We start from the raw sequence: 26,462 nt of genomic DNA on the forward strand, positions 1-26,462 counted from the left end.
TCCCGAACCCCCACCGTCACCCTGGCAGCATGACCACCCCAAACAACCCCATACCCGGCACCACGTCCTTGACGGAGGACATAGAGACACCCCCCGTTTCTCGGTGCCTCCCCAGCACCCGACGGCTCCGCGTCTTCGCGGAACCAGACGACCTGGCGGCATCTCCGTTGGTGGGCGGTCTGAAAGCCTGGCCTGGACACCGTTCATGCAATGGTATGCATGCTACCGTCGGCCGCCCTGCGCCAGGACGGACGCATCGACGGACTCGTCCTGCAGCAGGTCGGCGAGGCGGACCCGGCGTCCAGCGAGAAAACGCCCTCCCCGCGGACACGGCCGTTGACCTGTCCTGCAGCAGACGGCGCGCCGCCTCCACCCGCACCGACTCGACGTAGACGGCCGGTCGATTCCGTCAGCCTGCGGGCCGCAATGGGGGGCCACTGACGGGACCGAATCCGACCGACCGCGGCAAGTTGGGATCGAAGATCCACCTGATCACCGATAGGAACGGACTGCCGCTGTCCCTGGGCATCTCCGGCGCGAACATGCACGACAGCCAGGGCCTGGAGCCTCTCGTGCTCGGCATCCCACCGATCCGGTCCTGCTGCGGCCCCCGGCGCCGACGGCCGGCCAAGCTGCACGCCGACAAGGGCTACGACTACGGCCACCTGCGCCGATGGCTCCGCCAGCGCGGAATCCGTCACCGCATCGCCCGCAAGGGCATCGAGTCCTCACAGCGGCTGGGCCGACATCGCCGGGTCGTCGAGCGAACCGTGTCCTGGCTGGCCGGCTGCCGAAGGCTCCACCGCCGCTACGAGCGCAAGGCTGAGCACTTCCTCGCCTTCGTCGGCATAGCCGCAGCCCTCATCGGCTTCCGCCGACTCACCAGGTGACACGACGTCTTAGTCGAGCAGCATGCCCCGAAGTACGACCAGCCGCCGAAGACCATCGAGGACTACTGGGCGCAGCAGCTTCAGGGGCAGGCGTCAGAGGCTTGACCAGACGAGGAAGGACAGAACCCCGTGGACGCGATGCCCACGGGGTTCTGTGCTGCTTCGTCGGCCGAGCGGGACGTCGACGCTACTTCTTGCACTTGGTCTTGAAGCCGTCCAGCAGAGCCTTGCCAGCATCGGAGTTGTCACGCACGTACGCGCTACCGCTGATGCTGATCGAAGTTTCGCTGGTTGCGATGGACTCGCTGCCGGTCCGCTCGTTGCGGGTGTCGTCTCCGACGACCGTCCAGATGATCTGGGACTGATCCTTGTTGAACTCGCCGGTGCTGGTCACGCCCGGCTTCTGGTAGACACCATCGCAGTTGTACTCATGATGCGAGACACTGTTGCCCTTGACGACCAGCTGGCCGAGGTCGGACGTGCCGTTGACGTCCTTGACGTAGTAGGTACCGTCGAGCTTGCTGGCGCTGTCGCTGCTTCCGCTGCAGGCGGTGAGTATGAGTGAGCCCGCGGCCAGGGCCGCGATGGACGCGGCGACCTTGACGCGCGTCCTACGTGCGGTCCTGGTGATGCTCATGATGTTCCCCCTTGGTTCGTTATAGATGTCCGGTGTGAGACAGAAGGCCAGTCAAAATATCCTATGGATAGGTGACTTCGGTTGACCGGTACCGCCTGTCAGGCGCCTTCTCGGAGGTTGTCGAGCCGATGCTCAGTCAGCGCTAGCGCGACCTCGAACTGACTAAGACGTCGTGTCACTTGGTGAGTCGGCGGAAGCCGATGAGGGCTGCGGCTATGCCGACGAAGGCGAGGAAGTGCTCAGCCTTGCGCTCGTAGCGGCGGTGGAGCCTTCGGCAGCCGGCCAGCCAGGACACGGTTCGCTCGACGACCCGGCGATGTCGGCCCAGCCGCTGTGAGGACTCGATGCCCTTGCGGGCGATGCGGTGACGGATTCCGCGCTGGCGGAGCCATCGGCGCAGGTGGCCGTAGTCGTAGCCCTTGTCGGCGTGCAGCTTGGCCGGCCGTCGGCGCCGGGGGCCGCAGCGGACCGGATCGGTGGGATGCCGAGCACGAGAGGCTCCAGGCCCTGGCTGTCGTGCATGTTCGCGCCGGAGATGCCCAGGGACAGCGGCAGTCCGTTCCTATCGGTGATCAGGTGGATCTTCGATCCCAACTTGCCGCGGTCGGTCGGATTCGGTCCCGCCAGTGGCCCCCCATTGCGGCCCGCAGGCTGACGGAATCGACCGCGCACCGCGACCAGTCCAGCTGTCCGCGGGCACCGAGTTCATCAAGGATGACGCGGTGGAGCCGGGCCCAGACGCGGGCCCGGCTCCACTGAGCGAAGCGCCGGTAGACCGTCTGCCGGCTCGGACCGAACGCCGGTGGGAGCTGGCGCCAGGTGCAGCCCGAGGTCGCCACGAAGACGATCCCGGCCAGGGCCTCGCGGTCACCGGCCCGCCGTCGGCCCCCACCCTGCGGACGTATCACCTCCGTGGGCGGCACCACCCGCCGGAACAACACCCACGACTCGTCCGGCACCAACCGCTCAACCAGATCCGCCATGCACCGTTCAACGAACGACCACGCCAAAGAAGCGATGTCTAAGGGGTGGTGCCCTCGCAGGGGCAACGGCGGGCCCGGTACAGGAGCGTGGACCGGTCGGCGGTCGGGCGGGAGACTGGCTTCCGGCCGCGGGTCAGGTCGTGTTCGGCTGCCAGCAGGGCGTCCGTCCGGGCCCACGTCGTCTCGTCCCACGCGGGGGCCTTCAGCCACCACCCCCGCGCGGGCGGGAGCGGTTCGGGGCGGGGTTTCGTCGCGAGCCTGCCACAGCCAGCGCGTCACCGTCTTCACCGGCACCCGGGGCCAGGTGCGCCGCGGCATGACGGTGCGGGCCCAGCAGCCGGCCGGCCTCGTCGATCGCGAGGAGGCGCTCCACCAGCACCGCGTGGGACACCATGCAGTCCCGGATCACCTGGCCGTCCGCCAGCCCTCACCGGACGAAGGAGACCGGCGACGTCGTGGCGGCCGGGGGCCGGGAGCATGCGGACTCGCGCACCCCACAGGCCGCCTGATTCTTGGCTGCCCTGTACGCGGTGGTGAAGGCGTCCATTCGTCGCGTCCGGGATCCGGCCGGCGGGCATCGGCAGCGGCTGCGCGAGCAGCATCCTGGCAGACGGCGGAGGGGCGCGTGGCGTTGAGGTGGGACGTGTCCTTCACGCCCCGGCCCCTGTATCCGCCCCGGCCGTGGCCGCCTGGCATGATCACGGAATGACACACGGGGGAACGCATGAGCACATGCGCGACCAGGAAGCCGAGTTGGCGGCCGCTGCCGAGGCAGGACAGGACGGCGCGTACCGCGTCTACGCCACATTCCTCGGCGAGAGCGGCCGGATGGACCAGGCCCTGCCCTGGTGGGCCAAGGCCGCCGAGCACGGGGACGCAGATGCGGCGCGCACGCTCGCGATCTGCCACAAGGACCGCTGGGAGTTCGCCGAGGCCGAGCGCTGGTACCGCAGCGCTGCCGACCGTGACGGCGGCTGCGCGTTCGGGCTCGCCACACTCCTGAAGGAGTCCGGCGACCAGGACGGAGCCCAGGAGTGGTACGCGCGGGGAGCCGCACTCGGCCACGTCCAGAGCCTCACCAACGGCGCGGTGCTCAAGGCCGCCCGCCACGGTGCCTTCGCCGAAGCACAGGCGCAGCTGCACGAGGCGGCCGAGCTGGGTGACCGCAAGGCGGCCTCGGCCCGTCAGGTGATCGAGAACATCGTCGACGACCTTGAGCTCTGGGAGGAGCGGCTCGCGCGGGCGGAGGCCGACGGGGACGCTGAGGCCGCGTTCGAGGCGCTGAGTCCGCTGCGGGACCCGGAGTACGCGGGGATGTTCACGTTCTACCCGAGCACGATCCGCGCGGCGGAGGCTCTCTACGCGCGAGCCGCGGCGGTCGGCTCGCACCAGGCCCTGGTCGAGCAGGCCCTCCTGGTAGCCCGTGACAGCGACCGGATCGAGGAGGCACGCGTCCTGGCCGTACGGGCGCACGAGCTCGGTTGCTCGGGCGCGGCCTACGTCCTGGGTGTCTGGGCCTTCGAGCGCGGTGACCAGCGCACGGCCGAGCAGTGGTTCGCTACGGCGGCCGCGGCACCCGATGGTCACGACTACGCCCGCTTCTACCTGGGTCTGATCGGCATCATGCAGCGGCGGCTGGACGAGGCCGAGCGATGGCTGCGTCTGACCGGCGACGCTGAGGACGAGGACGATCAGTACGGCGGCCTGCCCAAGATGTTCGTCGAGCAGCTTGAGGAGATCGCGGCGATTCGCGCCGACCCCGCCCGGCTGCCCGACCCCGAACTTGCGGCGCGCCTGCCCGAGTTGCAGGCGGCCGCGGAGTCCGGCGGTGCCGAGCAGTGCTTCGCGTACGCCGATGCACTCGACCGCCTCTACCGGCTGCCCGACGCCGCCGACTGGTACCGCAAGGCCGGCACTCCGCGCGCGCTGCTCGAGCTCGGCCGCATGCTGCAGGACTGCCATGCCGACGAGACCCTGCTCGTGCCGTACTTCGGGCCGGCCGCCGAGGCCGGGGACGCGGGGGCTGCGTACAGCATCGCCGGGATCCACACCCATGCGAAGAACGAGCGGGCCGCCGGCTTCTGGACGCTGAAGGCCGCGGAGCTCGGTCACGCGAGGGCAGCCTGGGGCGTCGGCTGGGCCTCCGAAGAGCGCGGCGGGGACCCGCAGTTCGCGGAGCGCTGGTATGTGCGCGCCGCCGAGGGCGGTCTGGCGCGGCCCGCGTTCCTGGCCGGTCGCAGCATGATGCGCTGGGGGCGGTACGCCGAGGCCGAGCGGTGGCTCGTGAAGGCGTGGGAGAACGACATCCCCGAGGCGGCGTACCACCTCGGCAGGGCGCTGCGCCGGCTCGGGCGCACGGCGGAGGCCGAGCAGTGGCTGCGCCGCGCGGTGGAGCGCTCCGGCGACTTCGACCCACCGCGCGGACCGCTCGAACGGCGCGTCGATCCCCGTCCCGAGCTGGCCGAGCTGCTCGTCGAGGAGGAGCGCGACGAGGAGGCCGCGCCACTGGTCGCGGACATCCTCGCCGAGTACCCGGGCCACCTCGCCGGCCACCGCCTCGCCGGGCGACTGGCCCGGCACCGCGGCGACCTGACCACAGCCGAACAACACTTCGCGCAGATCGAGGAGCGGGACTCCGACCCCGGTACGCGGATGAGCCTGCGGGAGATCCGTGAGCTGCTGGCTCAGGTGACGCACGAACACTGAGCAGCGAAGGAGCCGGAGGAGCCGGAGGCGGGCGGAACCCGCTCTTCCTTTGCAGCACCCCGGACTTCAACGGCTCCCGGTGGTGGCTGTTACGAGGAGGAGTACCTGGTGCGTACCGACTGGCGGCGGATCCTGTGGTGGTTCACCGGGGCGACAGTGCTGTTCCTGGCGTTGATGGCCGCCTTCCGGATGGAACTGGGCGAGGGCCGTGAGGAACCGCTCGCGATCGCTGATGTGGCGGGGTCTGGCACGGCTCGGACGGCGGCCGCCTGACGGTCCGGGCGGACGGTACTGCGGACCTGGAACGGACCACGCGGCCCCGACCGGGCTGCGGGCAGTCCGCCGACGCGCCGGCTCGTTCGTACACCGGCCCGGCGACCTGGGTATTTGACACCTACCCCGACGAAAATCCGGGAATCAGGCTCGACCATCAAAGATCCGCCACCACCGAAACGTGCAGCGTCTACCTCGTGATCTTCCCAGGGAAGAACGGCACGAGCGGGTTCATCCCCCAAGACCCGCCCGGCGTGCGCTACACACTCTCGACCGGGCAGCAGAAAGACACTCTGAACGGGACGGACCCGGCCAGCAGGTGAGGCCGCCGACAGCCGGCCAGCGGCCTGGGGTGATGGGGGGCTCACCCGTTTCCCGCCGCCCGGCGCGCCCGCTGCAGCAGGACCTGTCCCGCCATCGTGGACCAGTGAGCGCCGGGCATCAGGCCCGCCAGCACCCGGTCGTCGAGGAGGAGGCGCAGCACGTCGACCGCCCAGCCCGGGGCGGGCTTCTCCTCCCCCGAGGCGAGTTCCTCCTCCTCGCCCGTGCGGAGTTTCTGGGCGGCGCGGCGGACGGCCTCGGAGATGGTCATCATCAGCCGGAGGGCCGCCGCGGCGGTCTGCGCGGCCTCGGCGAGGGCTTCGGAGTGGATGTCAGTTCGGGACGCTCAGCCGAACCCGGCCCGGCGCCAGGAAGCGGTGACGAGGCGGACCGGGGGGCGCCCAGCGCTCAGGTGCGGTTCTCGTCGACGAGCCCGATCAGGACGTCCATGTCCGGTACGTCGAGTGCCGGTATGCGCAGCCAGTGGAACGGGAACCCGTACGCGCCGCCCTCGGCCGCCCGGTACTCCATGCGCAGCAGCGCGCCCAGCTCGCTCTCGTCCTCGCCGGCGATGACGACGCCGTAGCGGCACGAGGTGATGCTGTGCCAGGAGATGTCCTTGCCGTCGTGGCGCAGCCCGTCCGCGGTGGCGGTGAGCGGGCCGAACTCCACCTCCTCGCCGGCCGCGAGGGACCCTCTGGCCCGGGCGAGGTGCAGCGTGGTCACCGGGCCCCTGATCCGGTCCACCAGGGGTGCGATGACAGAGGGCGGAGACGGGGACATGCGGCCCGAGAGGAAGACGGCCTCCGGTGTGGCGATGGGCGGGTCGGTCATCCGCGAGGCGAAGACTGTGCCGTCGGTGAACTCCATCCGCAGCACGTGTACCCACTGCGTGACCACCGTGCCGTCCGGTGCATGGCTGCCGTCCACGTCGTTGGCGCACCACAGGTGGGCGACCTGCGTCCACCGGTAGACGTGGGGGTCGCCCGTGCCGTCGGCCTCGGTCAGCACCACGCCGTCGCCGAACACGGAGAGCGTCGCCGCCTGCGGCCCGTCGGGCCCGACGGCTTCTCCGGCCAGCGTCCCGTGCACCGGCCCGGCCGGCAGTTCACATCCCGGTCCGGATCGCGGTTGCGCAGTCTCCGGCACGTCACGCTCACGCGTGGCCCATCTCCGCCACCAGCCAACCATGCGTCCCCCGCTCGGTAAGGCGTTCCGGCTCAGCCGGTGCTGTTCACCTTCAGATCCCCGACCCGCCCCGACCCGGCGTCCACCCTATTCCCGGGTGGTTCCGCTGTCCGCCCGATCCCGATCTCCCCGCCGTCCCGGCCAGGATCGACAGGACGAAGTCCGCCTGCACCATGCCGACGTGGCGCGCCCGCCATACGCCCGTGAACAGCAAACCAGTCGAGCAGCAAGCCCCGGGCAGCGATCCGGTCCCGGGCAGCTGCCCCGGCACAGGCCGGATACCCAAGTCGGTCACCTCGCCCGTCCGCGCGTCCGCGGTGTGCAGCCTGCCGTTCGGGCGCGGACGTGCCGGTGGGCCCACCCCGTCACGGGGGCAGGCCCACCGGCATGCAGTGCTGGGGCTGCCTGCTACCAGCGGTACCAGCGGCCGCTGCTGTTCTTCGGACGGGCCACGAAGCCGATCAGCCACAGCACCAGGACCGCCAGCGCGACCCACCAGAGGATCTTCACCGCGAAACCGGCACCGAACAGGATCAGGACGAGCAGGAGAACAAGAAGCAGGGGAACCATAGTTATCAACCTCCGAAGCACCGGGTGCCCGACCGACCGACCCCCATGCGCATGATCCTTATTTGTTTCTTATCCGCCCAGGCGGGCAAAACGCGCGCGCCCGGCTCCTCCCTCGTGACTTTGCCGCCTCGATCCCGGGACACCTCATGCGCCCCGATGGGCCGGCGGACGGGATCCGGCATCGGCGGACCGATGCGGGGTTTGGGCCTCGGGATCGTGAGCAGGCGAGTCGTCACGACCAACCCGGTACTACACGAGGAGGTCCCCATGTCGGGCACCGAGAAGGCCAAGGCGCAGGCCGAGCAGGCCAAGGGCAAGGCCAAGGAGGCCATGGGCCGCATGGCCGGCAACGAGCGGATGACCGCCGACGGACACGCCGACCAGGCCAAGGGCAACGCCCGCCAGGCCAAGGAAGACGCCAAGGACACCTTCCGCCGCCACTGAACCACCCCCTCACCGCGGACCTGACCCGCGGCATCCGCTGAGCCCCGGCCAACGCCCCCTGGCCGGGGCTCAGCCACGCACCGCACCGGACACCCGAGCACCAGCCGCGGCCGGAGTCGGGCGGAACGGGCATCCGGCCCTGATCGCCCCAGCCGAGTGACGGGCGTCAGGCCCGCGCATCCGCAGCCACGCTCACGGGGCGTCCAAGGCTCAGCGCTGCTGGCGAGCCGGTGCATCCCCGGGGCGTCCGGAGCCTGCCGAACACCCGGGGGGCGGGTCAGGGGCAGCTCTCTTCGAGCTTGACTGCGCTGAGGACCATCCTGGTACCGGCGGCCAACCGCGTTCCGGCGGCAGGGATCTGTGAGCAGACCTTCCAGTCCTGGACCGCGACTTGTATGCGGGACTGGCCGAGAGCGTCGCTGGAGCGGAAGGAGACCCCGGCAGCCCGTGCCTCCTCCTGAGCGGCCTGCAGGTTCTTTCCGACCACACGGGGCACAATGACGGGCGGTGCATCGGGGGCCCGGATCACGAAATCGCTTCTGGCAGGCGCCGGCACGTCGTCGGCGGCGGTGGCGGGCGTCGTGGACGCGGGCTGGCCGGGGCCGACGGGCTGCGGGCTGCACGCCGTGAGGACGAAAGCCGAGACAAACGCGAGCAGGGCGACGGCATGGAAGGTGCGCATCGCGCCATCATGGCCGGAACAGCGCGCCGGAGGTGACGAACCTGGCATGCGCTCGGGTACTGGCCAGGGGTCACCAGCGCTCGTAAAAGATCGTCCCATGGGGTGATCAGCGGCTTCGACCAGTTCCTCAGCTGACTCGTGCTGGCCGGCGAACTGGCCGCACGCGCCGCCGCCCAGGCGGAGGAAGCCGAAGCTGTCCCGGTACCCGTGCAGCCATTGCGAACGTGCAGCCGTGGCCGTCTCCAGGACCTGTGCGGCGGCCTGGCCGGCAACGGTGCCAGGCGGCGGCGTGACCTCGGCTTCGTTCGCCCGAGCGGATGACGTATGGAGCGGCCGGCCCGTCTCCCCGTGGTGTCTCTCGCACCCCTGTGCCGGGCGGGTCTGCCGCTGACGCGCTGGTCCGGGCAAGAGCCCCGCGCGGCACTTCGGCGCCGTTGCCGTCGTCGTTCAGTACCGTACGGAGCGGCCGTTTTGTGCGGTACTGAGCACCGGAAGGGGACTCGCGATGGCCGGTCTTAGGCTGGGCCCGCTCCTGCGACACGTGGACTGGGAGTCGGGCACGAGCGCGACGGTGTGGGTGGAAAGCGACCGAGCGTGCACGGTGGAGGTCCGGTGCGCGGGCGGCGGCGGGGGTTCGGCGTCCACGTTCTGCGTCGTCGGCCACCACTACGCACTGGTGGTCGTGACGGGACTCGCCCCTGGGTCCGTCACACCGTACGAGGTGCTGCTCGACGGCGAGCGGGTGTGGCCCCTCGCGGACTCGCCCCACGCGCCCAGTACCATCCGCACGCCGCCGGTCCCGGCGGCGGGCGCGGTGGTCGCCTTCGGCTCGTGCCGGTGGGCGTCGCCTGCTGTGGGCGAGCCCGATCCGGTGGGCCCCGATGTCCTCGACACCCTCTCCGCCCGGCTCGCCGCCGACCCGGAGGCGGAGCGTCCGGACGTTCTCCTCCTGCTGGGCGACCAGGTGTACGCGGACGAGACGTCCGCCGACACCCGCGCCTGGATCGCCCGGCATCGTCAGGCCGCCGGCACCGGCTCCGCCGCTCCGCCGGACCAAGTCGCTGACTACGAGGAGTACGCCCACCTCTACGACGAGTCCTGGGGCGATCCCGAGCTGCGCTGGCTGCTCTCGACCGTACCCAGCTGCATGATCTTCGACGACCACGACGTCATCGACGACTGGAACACCAGCGCCGCCTGGGTGGCCGACATGCGGGCGACACCCTGGTGGCACGAGCGGATCACCAGCGGCCTGATGTCGTACTGGGTCTACCAGCACCTCGGGAACCTCTCCCCCGCCGAGCTCGCCGAGGACGAGCTGTACGCGGCGGTACGGGCGGCCGAAGACGGCACGGAGGTGCTGCGCGCGTTTGCCGAACGTGCCGACGCCGACCCGACGGCGGCGCGCTGGAGCTACCGTCGGGACTTCGGCCGTACCCGGCTGCTGATGGTGGACACCCGGGCCGCGCGGGTGCTGGAGGAGGAGCACCGGTCGATGCTGGACGCCGAGGAGGCGGCCTGGCTGCGGACGCAGGCGTTCGAAGACCCCGGTAGCGTCGACCATCTGTTGGTCGGGACCTCGCTCCCGTGGCTGCTGCCCCCGATGGTCCACTTCGCGGAGGGTTGGCACGCGGCGCTCTGCCGGGGCGAACGGGGGCCGCGCTGGGCGCGCTTCGGTGAGTGGTTGCGCCGGCGGGCGGACTTGGAGCACTGGGCGGCGTTCACGTCGTCGTTCGAAAGGCTGACGGAGACGGTCGCCGAGGTGGGCAGGGGTGACGCCGCCCCGGCGACGGTGTGTGTGCTTTCCGGGGACGTACACCACGCGTATGTGGCGGAGCCCGTCTGGACCACAGGACAGCAGCCGCGCTCCCGCGTCTTCCAGTTCACCTGTTCGCCGCTGCACAACTCGGTGCCCGCAGCCATACGGGCCGGATTCCGTTTCGGCTGGAGCCGGTTCGCCAGGGGGATCGGGCATCTCCTCGCCCGCCACGGGCGGGTCGCGGGACCGGCGGTCCGGTGGGAGCGCACCGGTGGGCCGTGGTTCGGCAACCAGTTGATGACGCTGACACTGCGCGGGCGTTCGGCGCGGCTGCGGCTGGAGCGGGCTTCGGCGGGTGCCGAGCGGGGACGGCGCGGGACCGACCGTGCGGGAGCGCGGCTCATCGGCGTCCTCGAGCGCAGTCTGACGGACGGAAGGTGACGCCCCGCCGGGCGGTCGATCACTGTTCTTGTCCCGGCCACCGCCTGGCGGTGGCCCGGGCGGCGGGGACGCCGTCCGTCCATCTTCAGGATGCGGTGCGGGACCGGGCCCGCGGCCTGCTGCCTCTGCCTGCGGCCTGGGCGGACGCGGCTGCGTCACTCGGTCCGGCTCCGGGGGAAAGCCCAGTCCCGCAGGTGGCGCCACGGGTCACCGGCAGGGATGTGCAGGGGCAGGCAGCGGCACACGGCCGCATACCTTGCGCCTGCGAGGGCCGGCGGCTCTTCGTACGAGCGGTTCGTGAGCGGTTCGTGCATCGTTTTGCGGCTCAGAGCCGCGTGAGACAGCGCTTGCCCATGTGCAGGACGCCGGCCGAGGAGGCCGGGTGTGCGGCACCGGACCGGATTGGCCGGCTGCTGACCCGGATCGCCCGGGACGCGGACGAGGTGTGGACGACGTGCGGGAGCACCTGGCTGGGCATCTCGGCGTTCGGGATGCGGTACTGACCGTGGACGACACCGGGTTGCTGAAGAAGGGCGTTCCCTACGGTCCTGTGCAGCCGATGCGGGCGAGGAGCAGGGCGATGTCGTCGTCGGCGGATGTGGGCACCAGGTGGGTGATGAGGGAGTCGCACAGGTGGCTCAGGGATCCTCGCGGGTGGGTGAGCAGGCGGGTCAGCTCGTTCAGGCGGTCGTCGATGTCGCGGCCGCGGGTTTCGATGAGGCCGTCGGTGTAGAGGGCCAGGACACTGCCTCGGGGCACAGTGATGTCAGTGGTGGTGAAGTCGATACCGCCGACGCCGAGGGGGACCCCGGCAGGAGTGTCGATCACATAGGCGTTCCCGCCGGGTTCTGCCGCGACCGGTGGCGGATGTCCGGCGCGGGTGATGGTGCAGTGTCCGGTGGCCGGGTCGCAGACCATGTACAGGAAGGTCGCGAGCATCGGCTCGGCGAGGTCGGCGAGGGTGGCTTCCAGTTGGCGCATCAGCGCTATGGGAGACATGTCGAGGCGGGCGAGAGCCCGGACGGCAGCGGACAGGCGCCCCATGACGGCTGCGGCCGCTATGCCGTGCCCCATGACGTCTCCCATGAGCAGGGCCGCCTTCCCTCCCGGTAGTTGCAGGACGTCGTACCAGTCGCCGCCGACCTCGTTGAGGTCGCTCGCCGGCAGGTACCGGTGAGCCGTTTCGATGTCCGGGGGCGGGGTGATGTGCTGCGGCAGCATGCTGCGCTGGAGGATGACCGCGGTGTCGTGTTCGTGGCGGTACAGGCGGGCGTTGTCGATGCTGACGGCAGCTCGGGCGCACAGTTCGCCGGCGAGGGTCAGGTCGTCGCGCCCGTAGGGCGCGGTGGTGCGGGTGCGGTAGAAGGTGGCGACACCGATGACCAGTTCTCGGGCAATGAGCGGGACCATCATCAGGGAGCGGACGCCGGCGCCGTGCAGCTGCGCTGGTTTGGGCGAGTAGCGGGCGCCGAGGCCGATGCGCTCTTCCAGGTGGGCGATCAGGTGAGACTGCCGGGCCACCAGGGGGTGGGTGTACGGGGCGGCCAGGGGGAAGGCGAGGGTTCTGCCGAGCGGGGCCAGGAGGTTACTGACGGCGGAGCCCGTGAGTGGTGCTTTGCCCAGGCGTCGCAGGTCCACTCCGCCGGCGAGACCCGCGCCCGGTTCGTCGCCGCGGGCGAGGGCGTCCAGCACGTCGACGGTGACGGTGTCGGCGAGGTACGGCACGGCGAGATCGGCCAGCTCCTGGGCGGTGCGCTCCAGATCGAGGCTGGCGCCGATGCGAGCGCTGGCCTGGCTGAGGAGGGCAAGGCGGCGGCGGGCCGCTTCTACCTCGGTCTGGGCGCGATCCTGTTCGGTGATGTCGACCACGGATGCGATCACGCCGACCGACCGGCCTGCGGGGTCCTCCAACCTCACGTAGGAACACGACCACACGTGGTCGTGGTAGGGATCGGCGGGAGTGCGGCCCGTGCGGATCCGGTCGCGGACGGCCTCGCCGCTTTCGAGGGCTCGGCGCATCGCGTCTTCCATCTCCGGGGCGTTCACCTCGGGCAGGACTTCGGCGAGGCGCCGGCCCACGTGGGCCGACTCACTCAGGCCGTTCATGGCTTCCAGTGCCGCGTTGACCTGCCGGAATCGGAGCTGTGTGTCCATGATGGCGATGCCGACCGGCGAGCGCGCGAACAGCCCGTCCCAGATCGCTGACGACCCCCGGATACGCCTGGTGGCGTGTGCGTCAGCGGCGAAGACCTGCACCGCCGACGCGCCCTCACGCCGATCCGGGAGAGGACCGGCCCAGATCTCCAGCTCGAGCGGATGCCCCTCGCGATGCCATGTGGTGACCGTTCCCACCACACCGCGGCCGGTCGCTGCCGTCTCCCACAACGACCGGCCGAGATTGGAGTCGGCTGCCGGGTGCAGCAGATCCGCAATGTGCCGGCCCACGACCTCCTGCGCGGTATACCCGAGAAGTTCCTGTGCAGCCAGGTTCCAGCGCACGATCGTCCCGTCGGCACCGGTGGCCACCTGTGCCAGGGGCAGCGATCCCAGCCGTCCACCGGCGTCCTGGGCGGCGCTGCTGATCAGCTCCTCAACGGGCATCTCGTCATGCATCCGGCCCCTCCTCCGCTCGGGCGGAGTACCGAGTACCGCCCTGCAACGGGTGGAGCACGGCAATGTCTGGACTCGCACCGGGCTTGCACGGCTGGTGCGTCAGTCAGCGGGGCCGCCCTCGAGAAGCGGCCTGCGCTGCGTTTGCTCACTCCCCATCGTCGCCCCCGCCGCCGGGAACCGCTCCTGCGCCTGACGCGAGGCCCGCTTCCGCATCGCGGAAGGCCCGTCTGTCTCGGACGGGCCTGGCCTGAGGCCGACGTGGGGGAACAAGCTCTGCAGCTCGATCATCGGGCCGGAGGACGCCGAGAGCCTTGGGACGGCACCGAAGATGATGACGCTGCTGTGGTGGGGGCAGTCAGCCGGCACGGGGGCCGCGACCAGACGCGCGACGAGACGCCTGAGGCGGCCAGGATGCCCTGACGTCGGGACGCCTCCGACCCCCGTCTAGTCTCCCGCGCATGGACATGGGCGAGCGGTGGACGGAATACGACGGGCTGCGGGGACAGGTCCCCTCGTGGCATCCGGTCGGGGTGGTGGTCCAGACCGATGGGCCGGTCGTCCGCCGGCACTACGGGACGCACGGCACGGCCGAGCACGCCGCCCTCGCGCCCGGGACCGACATCGCCAGCCTGGTCCGCCGCCAGCAGGAAGCCTTCTCGGATCGTGACGAGCCGGTGGAGTGGAAGGTGTACGGGCATGATTCGCCGGACCTGGGCCCGGCGCTGACGGCGGCGGGGTTCACTGCGGGCTGGGAGCGTTCGGTGCTGATTGCCGAGGAGCTGCCGGGCGAGAAGCCCGGTGTTGTGGCGGAGCCCCGGAACGGGCTCCGCAGCCTGTACGAGGTACAGGAGCAGGCCGAACGGGCCTGGGAGATCGCCGTCGGTTCCCCCGGTCCGCACGCGGTTCCCTACGCGGAGATGATCGCGGACGGCGCCTCGGAGCACGGCAACATCTACATTGACGTCCTCCTGCAGCACGGCGAGGTGACCGCCGTGGGCTGGGTCTACGCCGACCTGACCCGCCCCTTCAAAATCGTCGGTGGGCTGAGCGGCGACGACGCAGACTTCGTCAAGGACTGCACCGCCCACTGGCGCACGCGGAGCTCACGTCCCCTCCTGGCCGAGGCCGGCGGCCCCCTGCGCGAGCAGCTTCTGAAGGCCGGCTTCATCGAGGCCGCCACCGTCCGCTCCTATCACTGGCGCCCGACCGGCACCCCCGAGACCACCCGCTCCGCGCAGTTCCTCGACTGGCTCCTCGACGACGTTCCGCTGTGGGGCCGCTTCTACACGGTCTTCGACTTCAAGCCGAGCACCACCTCCCTGCCCGCGATCAGCGCTCCCGTGCCCTCCGCCGCCTGGCATCTGCACGCCCACCACCGGTCCCTCCCTGCCCTCCCTGAACGGATCGACGCGATCGTCCAGCGCGGCCTGCTCACGGCCACCGAGCCCGGCGAGTTCGTCCACTGGCTCCACTGGCAGCACGACGGCTACCGCTACGACCCCCGCCGCACCGACCTCCCTGGACGGCCGCCCCGACCCGGCAAAGGCACCTACCCCGACGGCGACTACTACCTCCACCTCACCGACGACCTCCGCCTGGGCACCTTCGGCCACCCCTGGGAACAGACGCTGACCGTCTGGGGGCCCCCGCTGCTCGCCGCCGTCGAGGCGGAACTGACCGAGCTGCTCGGAGAGCCGGTCAGGCGCCGCGACTGAAGGGTGGCCCGGGTCCCCGCCCTGGTCTTGAGGTCGGGAGCCCGAACGCCACACAGATTGGCGCGGTTCCGCAGCGTGCCGAGTCGCACAACGGGCGCGAAGGCTGAGAGGTGCAGTTGGCCGGCCGGGCAGTGGGACAAGTCCGGTGGTGCCCCGTGTCCGGTCATGAAGACAAGCATTGGCCCCGGCCCGGCTCTACCTCCCGGTGCCGCTCCGTAGCTGCGTTACCTGCCACCGCTGCCACCCCCGGCACCTCGGCGGGGTGGCTTTTCGTGTCACTCCGCGGGGGTGATCCGCCAGGTGCCGTGGCGTACGTCGAGCGTCGCGGTGAGGTCGGCCTGCTGCGGGAACGAGACGCCCAGCCGCCAGGGGTCTGGCAGGGTAGCCAGCCCGATGGTGACCTGATCCTCGGTGACGTTGTCCAGGGCTCCGATCCAGTGGGGTGCGGTGGCGATCAGCTGTTCAGTCAGGCGGGGCCCGGACTCGGGAACACGCGAGAACGACTCCTCGGCGAGTTCGGTGAGGGCGGAGCCGGCCAGCAGGGTCAGCAGCCGTGCCAGGACCGCGGCCGGCAGGGCGGGGTCGAGGGTTTCCAGGAGTACGTAGCAGTCGTCGTGGCCCGAGAACCAGAACCGGGAGTCTCCCAGGCGGTTCAGGAGCGGCTCGCCGACGCTGGTCGTGCCGAGCACGAGGGCGAGCTCGTCGAGCTGCTCCGGGGTCACGTCGGCGGGCACGTCGACCAGAGTCAGCTCGTACGGCGACCAGGTGCCGTCGAGGAGACGGGGCAGGAGGTCGCGGTCCATCACCAGGAACTCCTCCGCGAGTCCGTATGTGCCGGACGCCCAGGATCCGAGAGGGTGGACCGTGCACGGCACGCCGAGCTCGGCCGCGATCAGCGAGGGCTGTAGCGTCTGCCAGTCTTCGTCCAGGTAGGAGTTGGTCTCCAGCGACACCACCGCGACCGCGTCGTTCGCCACAGCCACGAGCAGGTCGGCCAGCTCACCCGCCCGGGCCGCGCCGGCGCTCACCCGCCACACCCCCTCGGCCTCGCGGACGCTGAAGCTCAACGGGAACGGTCGGCGCTCCATGCCGACACTGTTCACGCTGAACGCGCCCTGCTGCCCGACCTCGATCACTGCCCCACCCCCGAGAAACCTGCGGACGCCACTGCCCAGCCCGCCCGCATCAATCATCGCCGGTCAGCGGGGGCGGGCCTGCCACGGCCGACCACCCCTCGACGGGGCCGTGGGACAGGGCGCGGTGCCGTTGACGCCTGGTGCACCCGGCGAAGTACGACCGAAATCCGGCGGTCGCGCAGGCGCGGCAACAGTTCAACTGCGTGTGTGCTTCCACGACCGCCGGGACCTGAGCACTGTTGTGACTGAGCACTGGATCCGCCCGATGCGCACGGGAACTGTCGAGCTGTGCATTCATGTTGGCGGGCGGGCCGCGGCGCCGAAATGAGCGATCAGCCCGTCTTGAGGCCACTGCGTGCCCGTCCACTCCCGCGTGGGCATGTGGTGTGATGTCCGCGGCTCAGGTGACGGGCACACGCGACGAACGGGGGATGCAGTGTCCGGCAGGCAGGAGACTCCAGTGGCGATCTCCAGTACCCCACGGTTGCCGGCAGGTGCGTTGACACGCGAGTCGGGCCGCGCCGGGCAGCTGCTGGCTGCCGGGGAATGGCTCCCCGCCGCGGCGGACACGGCCGCGGCGGCCAGGGTCCTTGCCCGCCTCTCCGCCCCGCTCCCCGCCCGCAGGGCCGGCAGTGCACGGGCGCGGGCCGCGGACCGAGACCGGCGGCTCCAGCGGATCTGGCGCACCGCAGTTCACCACCTCGACGCAGGTGAGGTCAGTCCACCAGCCGCGGCCCTCCTGGCCGCTGTCGCTCGCGCCTTCCTGCCGTGGTTCGCCGCCCCGAACCCGCCGGCCGCTGCGGCGGCTCCGCGCTACCCGACCGGCCAGGACACGGCAGACGGCTTGCCGGTACCGCCGGCCGATGCGGGCGAAGCCCTCCTGCCCGACTTGATCGCGCTGTTCGCCGCACTGGCGGCCCCGATTCCGTCCGGGACCAGTTCGCGGACGCCCGCAGCCGTTTCCTGGCAGGTCCAGTACGAGGGTCGGTTCCGGCACTACGAGAGACCTGCCCACGGTGTGTGGACGGCCAAGACCGTCCGCTGCTCCGGATGCGCGCATGCGGACGGCCCATGGACCGTGGTCTGCGACTGGCATGTGGTGACCCTGGGCTGCCCGTGCGGGCTGGTGACTGATCGGCACGGCCTCAAGTTCTCCGAAGTCGTCCTCGTTCTGCCGGACATGTGAGCAGGCGGCGCCTGCCGCTCGCAGGCCGATCGGGTTCAGCCACTTCGCGAGTAGACCCTTGCCCGGCACCGCCGTGCGGACTCCTTCGCCGCCTGATCCGGGTGTCGGGCCCTTGGCATGTGTCCTCGGCTTGCGGCGACGGTGATGCCCCGGCTGGTTAGTCTCGGAGCATGCGGATCTCTGTTTCCTCGGACATGGACGAACCGGTGGCTCGCGCACTCCTCGGGCACCTACGCGAGCGCGGACACGAGGTGATGACGTACGGGGCGCTCAGCCCCGGCGATGATCCGCAGTGGGCAGCCTGCTCGGAGGCGGCGGCCCGCGAGGTGGCCGCCGGGAACGCGGACCAGGCGGTCGTCTGCTGCTGGACCGGTACGGGTGCATCGATCGCAGCGAACAAGGTTCCGGGCGTACGCGCGGCCCTGTGCACGGACGCCTACACGGCGGACGGGGCGCGTCGCTGGAATGACGCCAACGTGCTCGCGCTCAGCCTGCGCCTGACCTCGGAACCGCTGCTCAAGGAGATCCTCGACGCCTGGTTCGCCGCCGAGGCGAGCGCGGACGCGGAGGACCGAGAGAACGTAGCGCGCGTCAATCGGCTCGACAACGCCGGAACCACCCCCTGAACGAAGGCGGTGGCGCCGACGGGGGAACGATCGCTCCCGGCACCGGGGTCGAGGCCGCGGATGTGCCTCGGAGGGGTGCCGCCGGCCGGCCGCAGCCGTCCAGGGCTCCTGGAGGGTTCCTTTGGTCGGCGCGGGTGGTCTCAGGCGTGGGGTGCGGTCCGCAGTCCTTCGAGGAGTGTGGCCAGGTAGCGGTGTGCGGTGTCGATCCGGTCGGCGGGTGTGCCGCCGTGGACGTTGACGGCGTGGGCGATGCCGCACATGAGCGGGACGAGGTCGGCGGCGGCCAGGTCACGTCGGACGGCTCCGGCGGCGCGTGCCCGCTCGTGGAGTGCGGTGCCGGCTGACTGAAGCGCACTTTTGAGGTCTGTGGTGCGCGGCAGGGTGTCGGTGGCTGCGGCGGCGACCGGGCCCAGGGATGCGTCGGTGATCTGGGCTTCGAGGGTGCGGAGCAGGAAGCCTTCGAGCGCGTGCCAGGGGTCGGGGTCGGCCAGCGCCTGCCGGCCGTGGGCGGCCAGGGCTTCCAGGCAGGGAGCGGCGACGGTCTCCAGCAGTGCCTCGGGGGTGGCGAAGTGCCGGTAGACGGTGCCGACTCCGAGTCCGGCGCGGCCGGCGACGTCGTTCAGCTGCAGGGGTGTGCCCTGGTCGACCAGGGCGCGGGCGACAGCGACGATCCGGTCCCAGTTGCGGGCTGCGTCCTTGCGCAGGGGCGTCGTCATAGGGGGCATGGTAATCGGATGGCTCATCCGGATGCCGCCGCCGGTGTCCGTCGCCCTGCGGTCAGGCGGTTGTGAGGGGTGCGTGCCGTTCGCTGAGCCTGCGCACGTCCTCGGCGACGCGGGGGTCTGTGGCTGCGCGCAGCGGCGGCACGGGGTGTGTCCGGGCGCCGATGACGATGCCGGTCCGGCCTTGGAGGGCGTCGTCGGTGGCTGCGACGAGTGAGGGGCGGGCGGCGAGTGAGGCCGGTCCCGAGGTGGAGCGTTCGAAGGTGCGGCGTACCAGCGGCCACAGCAGCCGCAGGGCCGGGGAGACGATCTTCGGGTCGGCCAGGGTGCCGTTGGTCATGTCGGTCGCGGCGCCTCCGGGGTCGGCGGCGAAGACGGAGACGCCGGTGCCTTCCAGGCGGGCGGCCAGGTCGAGGGTGTAGGCGAGGTTGGCGAGCTTGGCGCGGCCGTACCGGTGGAAGCCGTAGTAGCCGCCGGGGGGCTCGACGGCGTCGAAGGACCGCTTTCCCAGCCCGGCGGCGCCGGAGGTCACGTTCACGATCCTGCTGGGGGCGCCGGCCGTCAGCGTGGGCAGCAGCAGTTCCGTCAGCAGGTAGGGCGAGAGGTGGTTGACGACGAACGATGCTTCGAGCCCGTCCAGGGTCCGCCGCTGCGGGAACATCGCCCCGACGTTGTTGACCAGCACGGTCAGCGGTCGGCCGGTGGCGGCGTGCTCGGCGGCGATCCGTTCGGCGAGCGTGCGCACCTGGTCGAGCGAGCCGAGATCGGCCGGCAGGAACCGGGCGGGGTGTGCCGGGTTCGTCGCGCTGATGCGCTCGACCGCCCGGGCGCCCCGGTCGGTGTCGCGTCCGACCACGGTGACCGAGAATCCGGCGTCGGCCAGTCCCAGAGCCGTCTCCAGTCCGATGCCGCCCGTCCCCGCCGTGACCACAGCTGTCCTCGTCATGCCATCCTCCACCCAGCCATACGGATACTTCATCCACTTCCTCACTTCCTGGACCGTAGCACAATCGGATCATCTATCCGCTTAGTGTCCGGGTCGGCCGGCCGCTGCGGGACGGCACGGCGGCGCTGCGGTCCCGGACCCGCGCCGGGAAAGAGTGCGTGCCGCTCGCCTCAAGGAGGCACGTGAGCGCCGGGCAAGGGGCGCTCCGGATGCTCGAGGGCCGCGCGGCGGCGGGTGTACGCCGAAGACCGCCGGGCAGGGGCACAGCGAGAAAGCAACCGCCGAGCCGGCGCGTGTCCCGGCGGCCCTTGCGGGAGGTCCGGATGGAGCGGGCAGCACACGGTCCGGCGCCTTCAGGGCGCGGCTTCGTCCTGGCGGGCGTCGAACCCGGCCCGGAGGCCACGCGTGTCATCGTCTACGCCGCACGCCAAGCGGTCATCCGCCATGCGGACGGCTTGCGCCTCCTCCACGCCGGGGTCGAGGATCCGGCGCAGACACAGTGGCTGGCCTCGCACGCCGAGCAGGTCCGGGCCGACTTCCCGGGCCTCCCGGTCGAAACGCTCGTCCGGGAGGTGGAGGCGTCCGCCGCACTGATCGAGCAGGCCGCAACAGCTCGGCTGGTGGTCGTGGGGCCGCCCGGGCGCGGTCTGTCCCGGCTGCTGAACCGCTCGGTGGCCTTCGGCGTCGCCGGCGGCGCGTCCTGCCCTGTGACCGTGCTGCGCGACTGGCCGGCCCGCGGTGGCCCGGTGACCGCCGCGGTCGGGGACCCCGCCCGCGACCGGACCGTCCTGGAGACCGCCGCGGGCGAGGCCGACCTGCGCCATACGGCCCTGCTGCTCCTCCACGCCGACATGCGACCGCAGCCGCTGCCTCCCGGACTCGCCCCGCACGGGCAGCAGAGCCAGAAGGGTGTCCTGCTGGCCGAGCGACGGTTCCTCCAGGAAGAGGCCGCGTTCCTGCGCGGGCGGTGGCCGGAGCTGACCACGGACATACAGGTGGCTTCCTCCGCCACCGCCCTGGCGCTGCTGCAGGCGAGCCGCGACGCCGCCCTCCTCGTCCTCGGCGGGCCGCGGCGCGGTAGCCGCATACGGCCGGGATCCGCGACCGGTGACCTGCTGCGCCACGCCCAGTGCCCGGTCATGGTCGTGCCCCGGCGCCGCCCGGACCGCAGGAGCGAAGGCAGCGGCCGGGGCCGGGCGTAGCGAGCGGGGAAGGCACGGCGGCCCCCTCCTCGTCCGGTCTGCAGGGAGCGATGGCGGAGGCGGCCGGGGGCGAGGTGGTGCGGACCGCCACCGGCCGCCGCCCGACGACTCGCCGGCACGTCGGGTTCCGCCGCCGGCCCACGTCGGGCACGAGGGCACGCCGGCACCAGTTGCAGGACCGGGCGCAGCTGCGCGGCCTCATGGCCGAATCCCGAGTCGCCCCCCGCCTTCACCGGACCCTGCCGGGAGTGGGCGGAGAGCCGGCGCGCCGTCGTACTCGCTCTGCTCCCCCGCGGGGTGCGGCTCGGCGAACTCCCGCCCACCGCCGATCCGGAAGCCGCCGAACATCTCTTCGGCCTCTTCCGGTGTCGCCCGCCGGCCGGCCGCCGACCTCTGCCCCCGGCGAGGCCCCGCGGCCGGGCCCGTGCTCATGTCGACCGGTTGACGCACGGACTCGGCACGCGGCACGACCAGCAGGTACGTCGACGCCGGCTCGGCGCGTGCCGTCACGGCCGGCAGGTGAACAACTGCCGCCGGGGCTCGGGGCGCCACCGGTTCGGACCGGCACTCGCGGCGGTGGCACTGCACTGGGCGAACGCCGTCGCAGGGGTGCTCCGCGGCGGCGGCCCCGGCCCGCCACTGCCTAATACTCCGACAGTCGTTCAACACCGTAGGGCGCCCCCGCACACCGTCTCCGGCCGCTGCCAACGGGGCCGGGAGCGCGCCCCGGCCCGGCCGCAGCCCGCCACTCGTGTGCCGGCAGCCGGTCAGGCCCGGTGAGCATTTCGACGTATCAGGAGCCGTAGTGACCGTTCAACGCATCGACGTGATTCGCCCTGCCGAGCTGAGCCCGGCCGACCTGGAGCGGTGGGGTGAACTGCGAGCCAGTACGGCGCCGGAGGCTAACCCCTTCATGAGCCCGGAGTTCTGCCAGGCGATCGGCCGTGTCCGGCAGGGTGCCAGGGTCGCGGTGGTGCGCCAGGACGGCGAGCCGGCCGGCTTCTTTCCCTTCGAGCGGGGCCGGTGGGGCCGCGGCCGTGCCATCGGCCTGGGTGTGTCCGACTGCCAGGGGGCCGTGCTGCGCCCCGGTGTGGCCGTGGACCCGCACGAGCTGCTGCGTGCCAGTTCCCTGTCCGTCTGGGAGTTCAACCACCTCGAAAGCGGCCAGGACCTGTTCCTGCCCTTCGCCACCGGGCGGTTCGCCTCGCCCGTCATCGACCTCGCCGGCGGATACGCGGGCTACGAAAGCCTGCTCCGGGCCGGTTCCCGCACCTTCTTGAAGGCGACCCGGGCGCAGGAACGCCGCCTGGCCCGGCAGGCCGGGCCGCTGCGGTTCGTGTTCGACGAGCGTGATCCGGCGGTCCTGCGGACGCTGATGGCGTGGAAGTCCGCCCAGTACCGCCGGACCGGCCGGCGCGACCGGTTCGCCCAGGAGTGGATCAACAACCTGGTGCGGATGCTCGCCGCCACGCAGACACCGGCCTGCTCGGGCCTGCTGTCGGTTCTCTACGCGGGCGGGCGGCCCGTGGCCGCGCACTTCGGTCTGCGCTCGCGCACCGTGCTGTCGTGCTGGTTCCCCGCCTACGACCGCAGCTTCGCCACGTTCAGTCCCGGACGCGTCCTCTACCTCCGCATGATCGAGGCCGCCGCGGCCGCCGGGATCGGCATGCTCGATCTCGGCAGGGGCGACGCCGCCTACAAGGACTCCCTCAAGACACGGGAGCTGATCGTGCACGAGGGTGCCGTGCTGCGGGCCGGGGCCGGGGCGGCCCTGCACTGGCTCAGCCACGAACCGCCACGCGCCGTCCGGGGGTTCGTGCGCGAGCGGCCGCACCTCAAGGCCGCGGCGCTGCGCACGCTGGCCGCGGTCGGCAGGATGCGTGACCGGACCAACGGCCTGTGAGACCGCATCGGGACCCGGCTGGTCACGGGCGGCGGCCCCCGCTGCGGAACACCGGAACGGCACAGCCGTCTGCGGCGCCGTCTGCACCGGCCCCGGCGCCGGGTCCGGGAGGCCGGCGCCGGGGCCGTCGCCGCCATGGGCCGGCCCCTTCGGGGGCGGTGGCGGCAAGCATGCCGGCGGCGGTGTCCGGAGCGGCCTTCGCGCAGAGGGCGGCCCGGGTGCGGCGATGTTGCCGTAGGGCCGCAGGGGCTCCCGGCTCCGGGTCAGCACGGACGTCGTGGCCGTGGGGAGGAGTGCCTCGAGGAGGCGGACGCCTTCCGTCGTGAGGGGGTGGGAGGTCGGGGTCCGGGCGGGGGAGGTTGAGGGCGCCGATGATGAGGCGCCCGTCCCCGGCGGTGAGCCGTGGCACTCGCCGCAGAGCCGGCCGGCGGGGGGCGGTGGGCGCAGCGCCGTTCGCCGCTGCGAGAGCGCCTCGCGGTGGAGTCGAGAGTGGGCGCCGCTGCCCGCGCGGCGGGACGGGCCGCTACGTTCCGGGCCCGAGCTCCCCGGCACGGAGGCGGGCGGTGTGGTCGGGGTGCCCGGCGGTACGGCGTGCTTCCTTCATCTCCGCTTCGTAGAGGTGGTCGCGACCTGCTGCCATGGCGTCCAGGGCTGCTCGCTCCAGGGCGCGGAACGGCTCGTAGTAGGTGCGGTTGTACGCCTCGACGATCTGGAAGGTCCAATGGCCCGGAATGACGTTGCGGCCGAGGATCTCCTCCTCGACGCGGTCGGCCCATTCGTCGTGGCCGGCGTCGCGGAGCAGCCTCACCGCCCGGTCCAGCTCCAGGTCCGCCGTCCCGGTCAGCTGGTGGAATCCGTACAGGTGACCGCGGGCCCGCTCCACCGTCTCCAAAGCCTTCGACAACGACCCCAGTGCCTCCACCGTGGCATCGCCGACGCCCTCGGGCCGCATGTGGACGCGGTCCGGCCCGTCTCCGTCGCTGCTGGTCATACCCGCGCACATCCCCCTCCCACGCCGCGGTGTAAGCGCCTTCGGTGCCATGTCCTCCGAAAGGAGCACCGCGGTGCAGGACCGCGGGGACCAACCGGGCTCGGACCAGGGAGCCGCGGCGGGTCCGCAGGAGCAGCCGGCCGCCGGGGCAGGCCGGGGCGAAGAGGATCGCGCCGCCGGAGCAGGACGGTCAGGAGGTCCACGGTCCCGTCCCCGCCCAAGCGGCCTGCCGGCGTCCTCGCCTCATTCACGGGGTGCGGGGGGCCTGTTCGGTCCAGATGGTTTTACCGTGCTCGTTGTAGCGCACGCCCCAGTCGTCGGCGAGCTCGCCGACGATGAACAGGCCGCGGCCGCCCTCGTCGGCCGGACCGGCGTGGCGCAGGTGCGGGGCGGCGACGCCGGCGTCGCGGAGTTCGCAGGCGAGTGTGCGGTCGTGGATGAGCCGCAGCTCCAGAGGGGGTTTGCCGTAGCGGACGGCGTTGGTCACCAGCTCGCTGACGATGAGTTCGGTGTTGTGGGCGGTCTCCTCGTCCACGTTCCACGTGGTGAGTTGCCGGCGCACATGGTGCCGGGCGGCCGCCGCGGCCGTGGGCGCGGCCTGGAGTCGCCACGTGGCGACGTTCTCGGCGGGGAAGGCACGGGTACGGGCGAACAGGACCGCGGTGGGCGTGGCGCGGCTCTCGGCAGGAAGCGCGTAGAGGACATCGTCGCGCAGGCTTGCGAGCGAGCGGCCGTCGGTGCCCGGGGAGCGGCCGACCGCTTCCAGGGCCGGGATGGGGCGGGTGGAGAGCACCACGAGGCTCTCGTCGGGGACGTCGAAACGGGAGGCGGCGAAGGGTGTTCGCTCCGGCCCGCCCAGCGGCGAGCCGGAAGTGAGTTCCGGTGCGCAGGCAGTGCCGTCCGGTGGGATCAGGGTGAGAGCCGCGGAGCCGGCGCCCACGACGGTGAGGGTCCTGTTCAGCGGGTCGTGCACGGCGTATGCGCAGCTGGCTGCGAGTGCCTGCTGGTGGAGGGGGTCGGAGGGCGGAAGGCCGGCGCGCTCGGCTGCCAGGGACGCGACGGTGCCGTGCAGCCGCGCCAGGAGTTCGTCGGGCTGCAGGTCGAAGGCGGACAGGGAGCGGATGACGATGCGCAGCTGTCCCATGACGGTGGCGGTGTGGATGCCGCTGCCGGCGACCGTGCCCACGACCAGTGCGGTGCGGGCTCCGGAGAGGGCGATGGTGTCGTACCACTGGCCGACTCCTTCGGCGGGTACGAGGAGGTGCTCCGTCTCCAGTGCGGTGCGTGAGAGGGGGCGGCGGGGCAGCAGGTTGCGCTGGACCGTCGCGGCGATGGTGTGTTCTCGGGTGTAGCGGCGGGCGTTGTCGATGCACAGGGCGGTGTGGTCGGCCAGCTGGAGCACGAGGTCGGCGTCGGGCTCGTCGTAGCCGACCGGCTGCCGCGTGCGGTAGAGGCTGATCAGCCCCAGCACGTTGCCCCGCACGGCCAGCGGAGCCGTGATGAGGGTGTGCGCCCCCGACCGGCGGATCGCGTCGGTCCGGTCCGGGTCGGCTGCGAGCCATGGCAGGTCGCCGTCGAGTGCCACCACCCGGGGCCGCAGGTCGGCGAGCGCCTGTGTGTACGGAGTGGGGGAAGGCAGGCTGCGTACGTCGCCCAGCGGGTGGGCCTGCGGCTCGTGGGCTCCTGCGTCGCCGCTGCTGCGGAACGCGGCCCGGCGCAGGGGCACGCCCGGCGCGAGGGGAGAGGGCTGGGGCTCCTCTCCCCGCACGACGGCATCCACCACTTCGACGACCGCGACGTCGGCGAAAGCCGGTACGAGGGTGTCCACCAGTTCCTGGCAGGTGGCGACCACGTCGAGGGACCGCCCGACCTCCTGGCGTACGGCGTTCAGGACCACCGCGCGTGCCCGCCCCCTCTCCCGCTCGCTGACGTCCACCGCGAGCAGCGCGACGCCGAGGACCTCTCCGGGGGGTGTCTGGAGGCGGAATGCGGACATCTCGTAGAAGTTTTGCCCCCCGGGACCGGGCTTGGGGTGGGCCTGCACGACATGCCCCACCACGCAGTGGCCGCTGTCGAGCACCCCCCGGACGAGAGACGCGACCGCGGCCGCGTCCTCGAGGAGGGGGAGATAGACCTCCTCGAAGCGGCGCCCGAGCACGTCTTTCGTCCGGATGTGCCGCATGGCAGGCGTGGCGGTGTTGACCCGTACGATCCTCAGGTCGGTGTCCAACACGTGCAGGCCCACGGGAGACTGGCCGAACAAGGCCTCCAGCAACGCCGCCTCCGGGCCGTCCACAGCCCTGGTCGAGTCACCCCGGCCCATCGCCACCACCCTCTGTCGCCGCGGATTCGCCGCATGTCGGCGCCGTCCGGGGCACCCGACCGTTCCGGCTCGTCCCCACATGTAGACCAGCCCGTCAGTACGGGCCGCCGCGCCACGCCGAGGGGCCTGTGCCTGAGCGCGCCGGCGTCGCGGCGCCCGCGGCGCCGAGTGGACGGGGCCTGTAGGGGGGAGGGGGCGGCGGGAC

General features: G+C 71.8%; 22 protein-coding genes and 2 pseudogenes. 11 read left to right on the forward strand and 13 right to left on the reverse strand.

Annotation, left to right across the window (positions count from 1 at the left end; genetic code table 11):
• Nucleotides 1–390: 390 nt before the first annotated feature.
• Nucleotides 391–890: pseudogene (locus tag ACZ6JS_RS26715) on the forward strand (IS5 family transposase); the annotation flags it as partial.
• A gap of 187 nt (nt 891–1,077) precedes the next feature.
• On the opposite strand, the gene ACZ6JS_RS26720 reads toward ACZ6JS_RS26715, so the two are convergent.
• The 3 genes and pseudogenes from ACZ6JS_RS26720 to ACZ6JS_RS26730 all read right to left on the reverse strand — a co-directional run bounded on the left by ACZ6JS_RS26720 (nt 1,078) and on the right by ACZ6JS_RS26730 (nt 2,904).
• Complete coding sequence (locus tag ACZ6JS_RS26720; protein WP_469301612.1) at nt 1,078–1,527, reverse strand: hypothetical protein; 450 nt, start codon at nt 1,525–1,527, stop codon at nt 1,078–1,080.
• Between the two features lie 175 nt (nt 1,528–1,702).
• Nucleotides 1,703–2,510: pseudogene (locus ACZ6JS_RS26725) on the reverse strand (IS5 family transposase).
• 202 nt (nt 2,511–2,712) lie between these two features.
• Nucleotides 2,713–2,904: a hypothetical protein gene (locus ACZ6JS_RS26730; protein WP_469301613.1), complete on the reverse strand. Its 192-nt coding sequence runs from the start codon at nt 2,902–2,904 to the stop codon at nt 2,713–2,715.
• Nucleotides 2,905–3,242: 338 nt separating this feature from the next.
• Here ACZ6JS_RS26730 and ACZ6JS_RS26735 point away from each other — a divergent pair, with 338 nt between their 5' ends.
• Nucleotides 3,243–5,216 carry a tetratricopeptide repeat protein gene (locus ACZ6JS_RS26735; RefSeq protein WP_469301614.1) on the forward strand — a complete coding sequence of 658 codons (1,974 nt, stop codon included), beginning with the start codon at nt 3,243–3,245 and terminating at the stop codon, nt 5,214–5,216.
• A gap of 108 nt (nt 5,217–5,324) precedes the next feature.
• Nucleotides 5,325–5,489, forward strand: a complete 165-nt coding sequence (locus ACZ6JS_RS26740) for a hypothetical protein (RefSeq protein WP_469301615.1) — start codon at nt 5,325–5,327, stop codon at nt 5,487–5,489.
• Nucleotides 5,490–5,853: 364 nt separating this feature from the next.
• On the opposite strand, the gene ACZ6JS_RS26745 is transcribed toward ACZ6JS_RS26740, so the two are convergent.
• The 3 genes from ACZ6JS_RS26745 to ACZ6JS_RS26755 form a co-directional block, all read right to left on the reverse strand.
• The gene (locus ACZ6JS_RS26745) at nt 5,854–6,084 is read right to left on the reverse strand and encodes a hypothetical protein (protein WP_469301616.1); all 231 of its coding nucleotides are present in this window, start codon (nt 6,082–6,084) and stop codon (nt 5,854–5,856) included.
• Nucleotides 6,085–6,218: 134 nt separating this feature from the next.
• Nucleotides 6,219–6,902 (reverse strand): hypothetical protein, encoded by a 684-nt coding sequence (locus ACZ6JS_RS26750; RefSeq protein WP_469301617.1) that lies wholly within the window; start codon nt 6,900–6,902, stop codon nt 6,219–6,221.
• Nucleotides 6,903–7,406: 504 nt separating this feature from the next.
• On the reverse strand, nt 7,407–7,568 hold the full coding sequence (locus ACZ6JS_RS26755; protein ID WP_136234612.1) for a hydrophobic protein: 162 nt from the start codon (nt 7,566–7,568) through the stop codon (nt 7,407–7,409).
• A 267-nt stretch (nt 7,569–7,835) separates the two neighbouring features.
• Between ACZ6JS_RS26755 and ACZ6JS_RS26760 the strand changes: the two genes are divergently transcribed.
• On the forward strand, nt 7,836–8,012 hold the full coding sequence (locus ACZ6JS_RS26760; protein ID WP_469301618.1) for a CsbD family protein: 177 nt from the start codon (nt 7,836–7,838) through the stop codon (nt 8,010–8,012).
• Nucleotides 8,013–8,289: 277 nt separating this feature from the next.
• Here ACZ6JS_RS26760 and ACZ6JS_RS26765 read toward each other — a convergent pair whose 3' ends face one another.
• Entirely contained in the window at nt 8,290–8,694 is a 405-nt protein-coding gene (locus ACZ6JS_RS26765) for a PASTA domain-containing protein (RefSeq protein WP_469301619.1), read from the reverse strand.
• Between the two features lie 505 nt (nt 8,695–9,199).
• Here ACZ6JS_RS26765 and ACZ6JS_RS26770 point away from each other — a divergent pair.
• Nucleotides 9,200–10,894 carry an alkaline phosphatase D family protein gene (locus ACZ6JS_RS26770; RefSeq protein ID WP_469301620.1) on the forward strand — a complete coding sequence of 565 codons (1,695 nt, stop codon included), beginning with the start codon at nt 9,200–9,202 and terminating at the stop codon, nt 10,892–10,894.
• A 353-nt stretch (nt 10,895–11,247) separates the two neighbouring features.
• Nucleotides 11,248–11,397: a hypothetical protein gene (locus ACZ6JS_RS26775; protein ID WP_469301621.1), complete on the forward strand. Its 150-nt coding sequence runs from the start codon at nt 11,248–11,250 to the stop codon at nt 11,395–11,397.
• A gap of 37 nt (nt 11,398–11,434) precedes the next feature.
• Here ACZ6JS_RS26775 and ACZ6JS_RS26780 read toward each other — a convergent pair whose 3' ends face one another.
• Nucleotides 11,435–13,507: a SpoIIE family protein phosphatase gene (locus ACZ6JS_RS26780; RefSeq protein WP_469301622.1), complete on the reverse strand. Its 2,073-nt coding sequence runs from the start codon at nt 13,505–13,507 to the stop codon at nt 11,435–11,437.
• A gap of 458 nt (nt 13,508–13,965) precedes the next feature.
• Between ACZ6JS_RS26780 and ACZ6JS_RS26785 the strand changes: the two genes are divergently transcribed.
• Complete coding sequence (locus ACZ6JS_RS26785; RefSeq protein ID WP_469301623.1) at nt 13,966–15,222, forward strand: DUF2716 domain-containing protein; 1,257 nt, start codon at nt 13,966–13,968, stop codon at nt 15,220–15,222.
• A 275-nt stretch (nt 15,223–15,497) separates the two neighbouring features.
• Here the strand turns inward: ACZ6JS_RS26785 and ACZ6JS_RS26790 are convergent, their stop codons facing one another.
• Nucleotides 15,498–16,310 (reverse strand): hypothetical protein, encoded by an 813-nt coding sequence (locus tag ACZ6JS_RS26790; RefSeq protein WP_469301624.1) that lies wholly within the window; start codon nt 16,308–16,310, stop codon nt 15,498–15,500.
• 547 nt (nt 16,311–16,857) lie between these two features.
• Between ACZ6JS_RS26790 and ACZ6JS_RS26795 the strand changes: the two genes are divergently transcribed.
• The gene (locus ACZ6JS_RS26795; protein ID WP_469301625.1) at nt 16,858–17,544 is read left to right on the forward strand and encodes a hypothetical protein; all 687 of its coding nucleotides are present in this window, start codon (nt 16,858–16,860) and stop codon (nt 17,542–17,544) included.
• A gap of 170 nt (nt 17,545–17,714) precedes the next feature.
• A complete protein-coding gene (locus tag ACZ6JS_RS26800) occupies nt 17,715–18,170 on the forward strand; it encodes an RpiB/LacA/LacB family sugar-phosphate isomerase (protein WP_469301626.1) in 456 nt (151 codons plus the stop codon).
• A 140-nt stretch (nt 18,171–18,310) separates the two neighbouring features.
• On the opposite strand, the gene ACZ6JS_RS26805 is transcribed toward ACZ6JS_RS26800, so the two are convergent.
• Together ACZ6JS_RS26805 and ACZ6JS_RS26810 are read right to left on the reverse strand one after the other, a co-directional pair.
• A complete protein-coding gene (locus ACZ6JS_RS26805) occupies nt 18,311–18,886 on the reverse strand; it encodes a TetR/AcrR family transcriptional regulator (RefSeq protein ID WP_469301627.1) in 576 nt (191 codons plus the stop codon).
• A 61-nt stretch (nt 18,887–18,947) separates the two neighbouring features.
• Complete coding sequence (locus ACZ6JS_RS26810; protein WP_467282011.1) at nt 18,948–19,838, reverse strand: SDR family NAD(P)-dependent oxidoreductase; 891 nt, start codon at nt 19,836–19,838, stop codon at nt 18,948–18,950.
• Between the two features lie 323 nt (nt 19,839–20,161).
• Here ACZ6JS_RS26810 and ACZ6JS_RS26815 point away from each other — a divergent pair, with 323 nt between their 5' ends.
• Together ACZ6JS_RS26815 and ACZ6JS_RS26820 are read left to right on the forward strand one after the other, a co-directional pair.
• Entirely contained in the window at nt 20,162–21,040 is an 879-nt protein-coding gene (locus tag ACZ6JS_RS26815) for a universal stress protein (RefSeq protein WP_469301628.1), read from the forward strand.
• 805 nt (nt 21,041–21,845) lie between these two features.
• Entirely contained in the window at nt 21,846–22,943 is a 1,098-nt protein-coding gene (locus tag ACZ6JS_RS26820) for a GNAT family N-acetyltransferase (RefSeq protein WP_469301629.1), read from the forward strand.
• Nucleotides 22,944–23,466: 523 nt separating this feature from the next.
• Here ACZ6JS_RS26820 and ACZ6JS_RS26825 read toward each other — a convergent pair.
• On the reverse strand, nt 23,467–23,934 hold the full coding sequence (locus ACZ6JS_RS26825) for a hypothetical protein (protein WP_469301630.1): 468 nt from the start codon (nt 23,932–23,934) through the stop codon (nt 23,467–23,469).
• A 247-nt stretch (nt 23,935–24,181) separates the two neighbouring features.
• Nucleotides 24,182–26,257 (reverse strand): SpoIIE family protein phosphatase, encoded by a 2,076-nt coding sequence (locus tag ACZ6JS_RS26830; RefSeq protein ID WP_469301631.1) that lies wholly within the window; start codon nt 26,255–26,257, stop codon nt 24,182–24,184.
• Nucleotides 26,258–26,462: the final 205 nt, after the last annotated feature.

Source organism: Streptomyces sp. NPDC046349, assembly GCF_055587885.1.

Bases quoted from the DNA above. Each gene is read 5' to 3' on its own strand.
- ACZ6JS_RS26775 (WP_469301621.1), top strand. From the start codon at position 11,248: ATGTGCAGGACGCCGGCCGAGGAGGCCGGGTGTGCGGCACCGGACCGG.
- ACZ6JS_RS26815 (WP_469301628.1), top strand. From the start codon at position 20,162: ATGGAGCGGGCAGCACACGGTCCGGCGCCTTCAGGGCGCGGCTTCGTC.
- ACZ6JS_RS26735 (WP_469301614.1), top strand. From the start codon at position 3,243: ATGCGCGACCAGGAAGCCGAGTTGGCGGCCGCTGCCGAGGCAGGACAG.
- ACZ6JS_RS26730 (WP_469301613.1), bottom strand. From the start codon at position 2,904: ATGGTGTCCCACGCGGTGCTGGTGGAGCGCCTCCTCGCGATCGACGAG.
- ACZ6JS_RS26760 (WP_469301618.1), top strand. From the start codon at position 7,836: ATGTCGGGCACCGAGAAGGCCAAGGCGCAGGCCGAGCAGGCCAAGGGC.
- ACZ6JS_RS26805 (WP_469301627.1), bottom strand. From the start codon at position 18,886: ATGACGACGCCCCTGCGCAAGGACGCAGCCCGCAACTGGGACCGGATC.
- ACZ6JS_RS26765 (WP_469301619.1), bottom strand. From the start codon at position 8,694: ATGCGCACCTTCCATGCCGTCGCCCTGCTCGCGTTTGTCTCGGCTTTC.
- ACZ6JS_RS26720 (WP_469301612.1), bottom strand. From the start codon at position 1,527: ATGAGCATCACCAGGACCGCACGTAGGACGCGCGTCAAGGTCGCCGCG.
- ACZ6JS_RS26755 (WP_136234612.1), bottom strand. From the start codon at position 7,568: ATGGTTCCCCTGCTTCTTGTTCTCCTGCTCGTCCTGATCCTGTTCGGT.
- ACZ6JS_RS26830 (WP_469301631.1), bottom strand. From the start codon at position 26,257: ATGGGCCGGGGTGACTCGACCAGGGCTGTGGACGGCCCGGAGGCGGCG.
- ACZ6JS_RS26785 (WP_469301623.1), top strand. From the start codon at position 13,966: ATGGACATGGGCGAGCGGTGGACGGAATACGACGGGCTGCGGGGACAG.
- ACZ6JS_RS26745 (WP_469301616.1), bottom strand. From the start codon at position 6,084: ATGATGACCATCTCCGAGGCCGTCCGCCGCGCCGCCCAGAAACTCCGC.
- ACZ6JS_RS26810 (WP_467282011.1), bottom strand. From the start codon at position 19,838: ATGACGAGGACAGCTGTGGTCACGGCGGGGACGGGCGGCATCGGACTG.
- ACZ6JS_RS26800 (WP_469301626.1), top strand. From the start codon at position 17,715: ATGCGGATCTCTGTTTCCTCGGACATGGACGAACCGGTGGCTCGCGCA.
- ACZ6JS_RS26825 (WP_469301630.1), bottom strand. From the start codon at position 23,934: ATGACCAGCAGCGACGGAGACGGGCCGGACCGCGTCCACATGCGGCCC.
- ACZ6JS_RS26770 (WP_469301620.1), top strand. From the start codon at position 9,200: ATGGCCGGTCTTAGGCTGGGCCCGCTCCTGCGACACGTGGACTGGGAG.
- ACZ6JS_RS26780 (WP_469301622.1), bottom strand. From the start codon at position 13,507: ATGCATGACGAGATGCCCGTTGAGGAGCTGATCAGCAGCGCCGCCCAG.
- ACZ6JS_RS26790 (WP_469301624.1), bottom strand. From the start codon at position 16,310: ATGGAGCGCCGACCGTTCCCGTTGAGCTTCAGCGTCCGCGAGGCCGAG.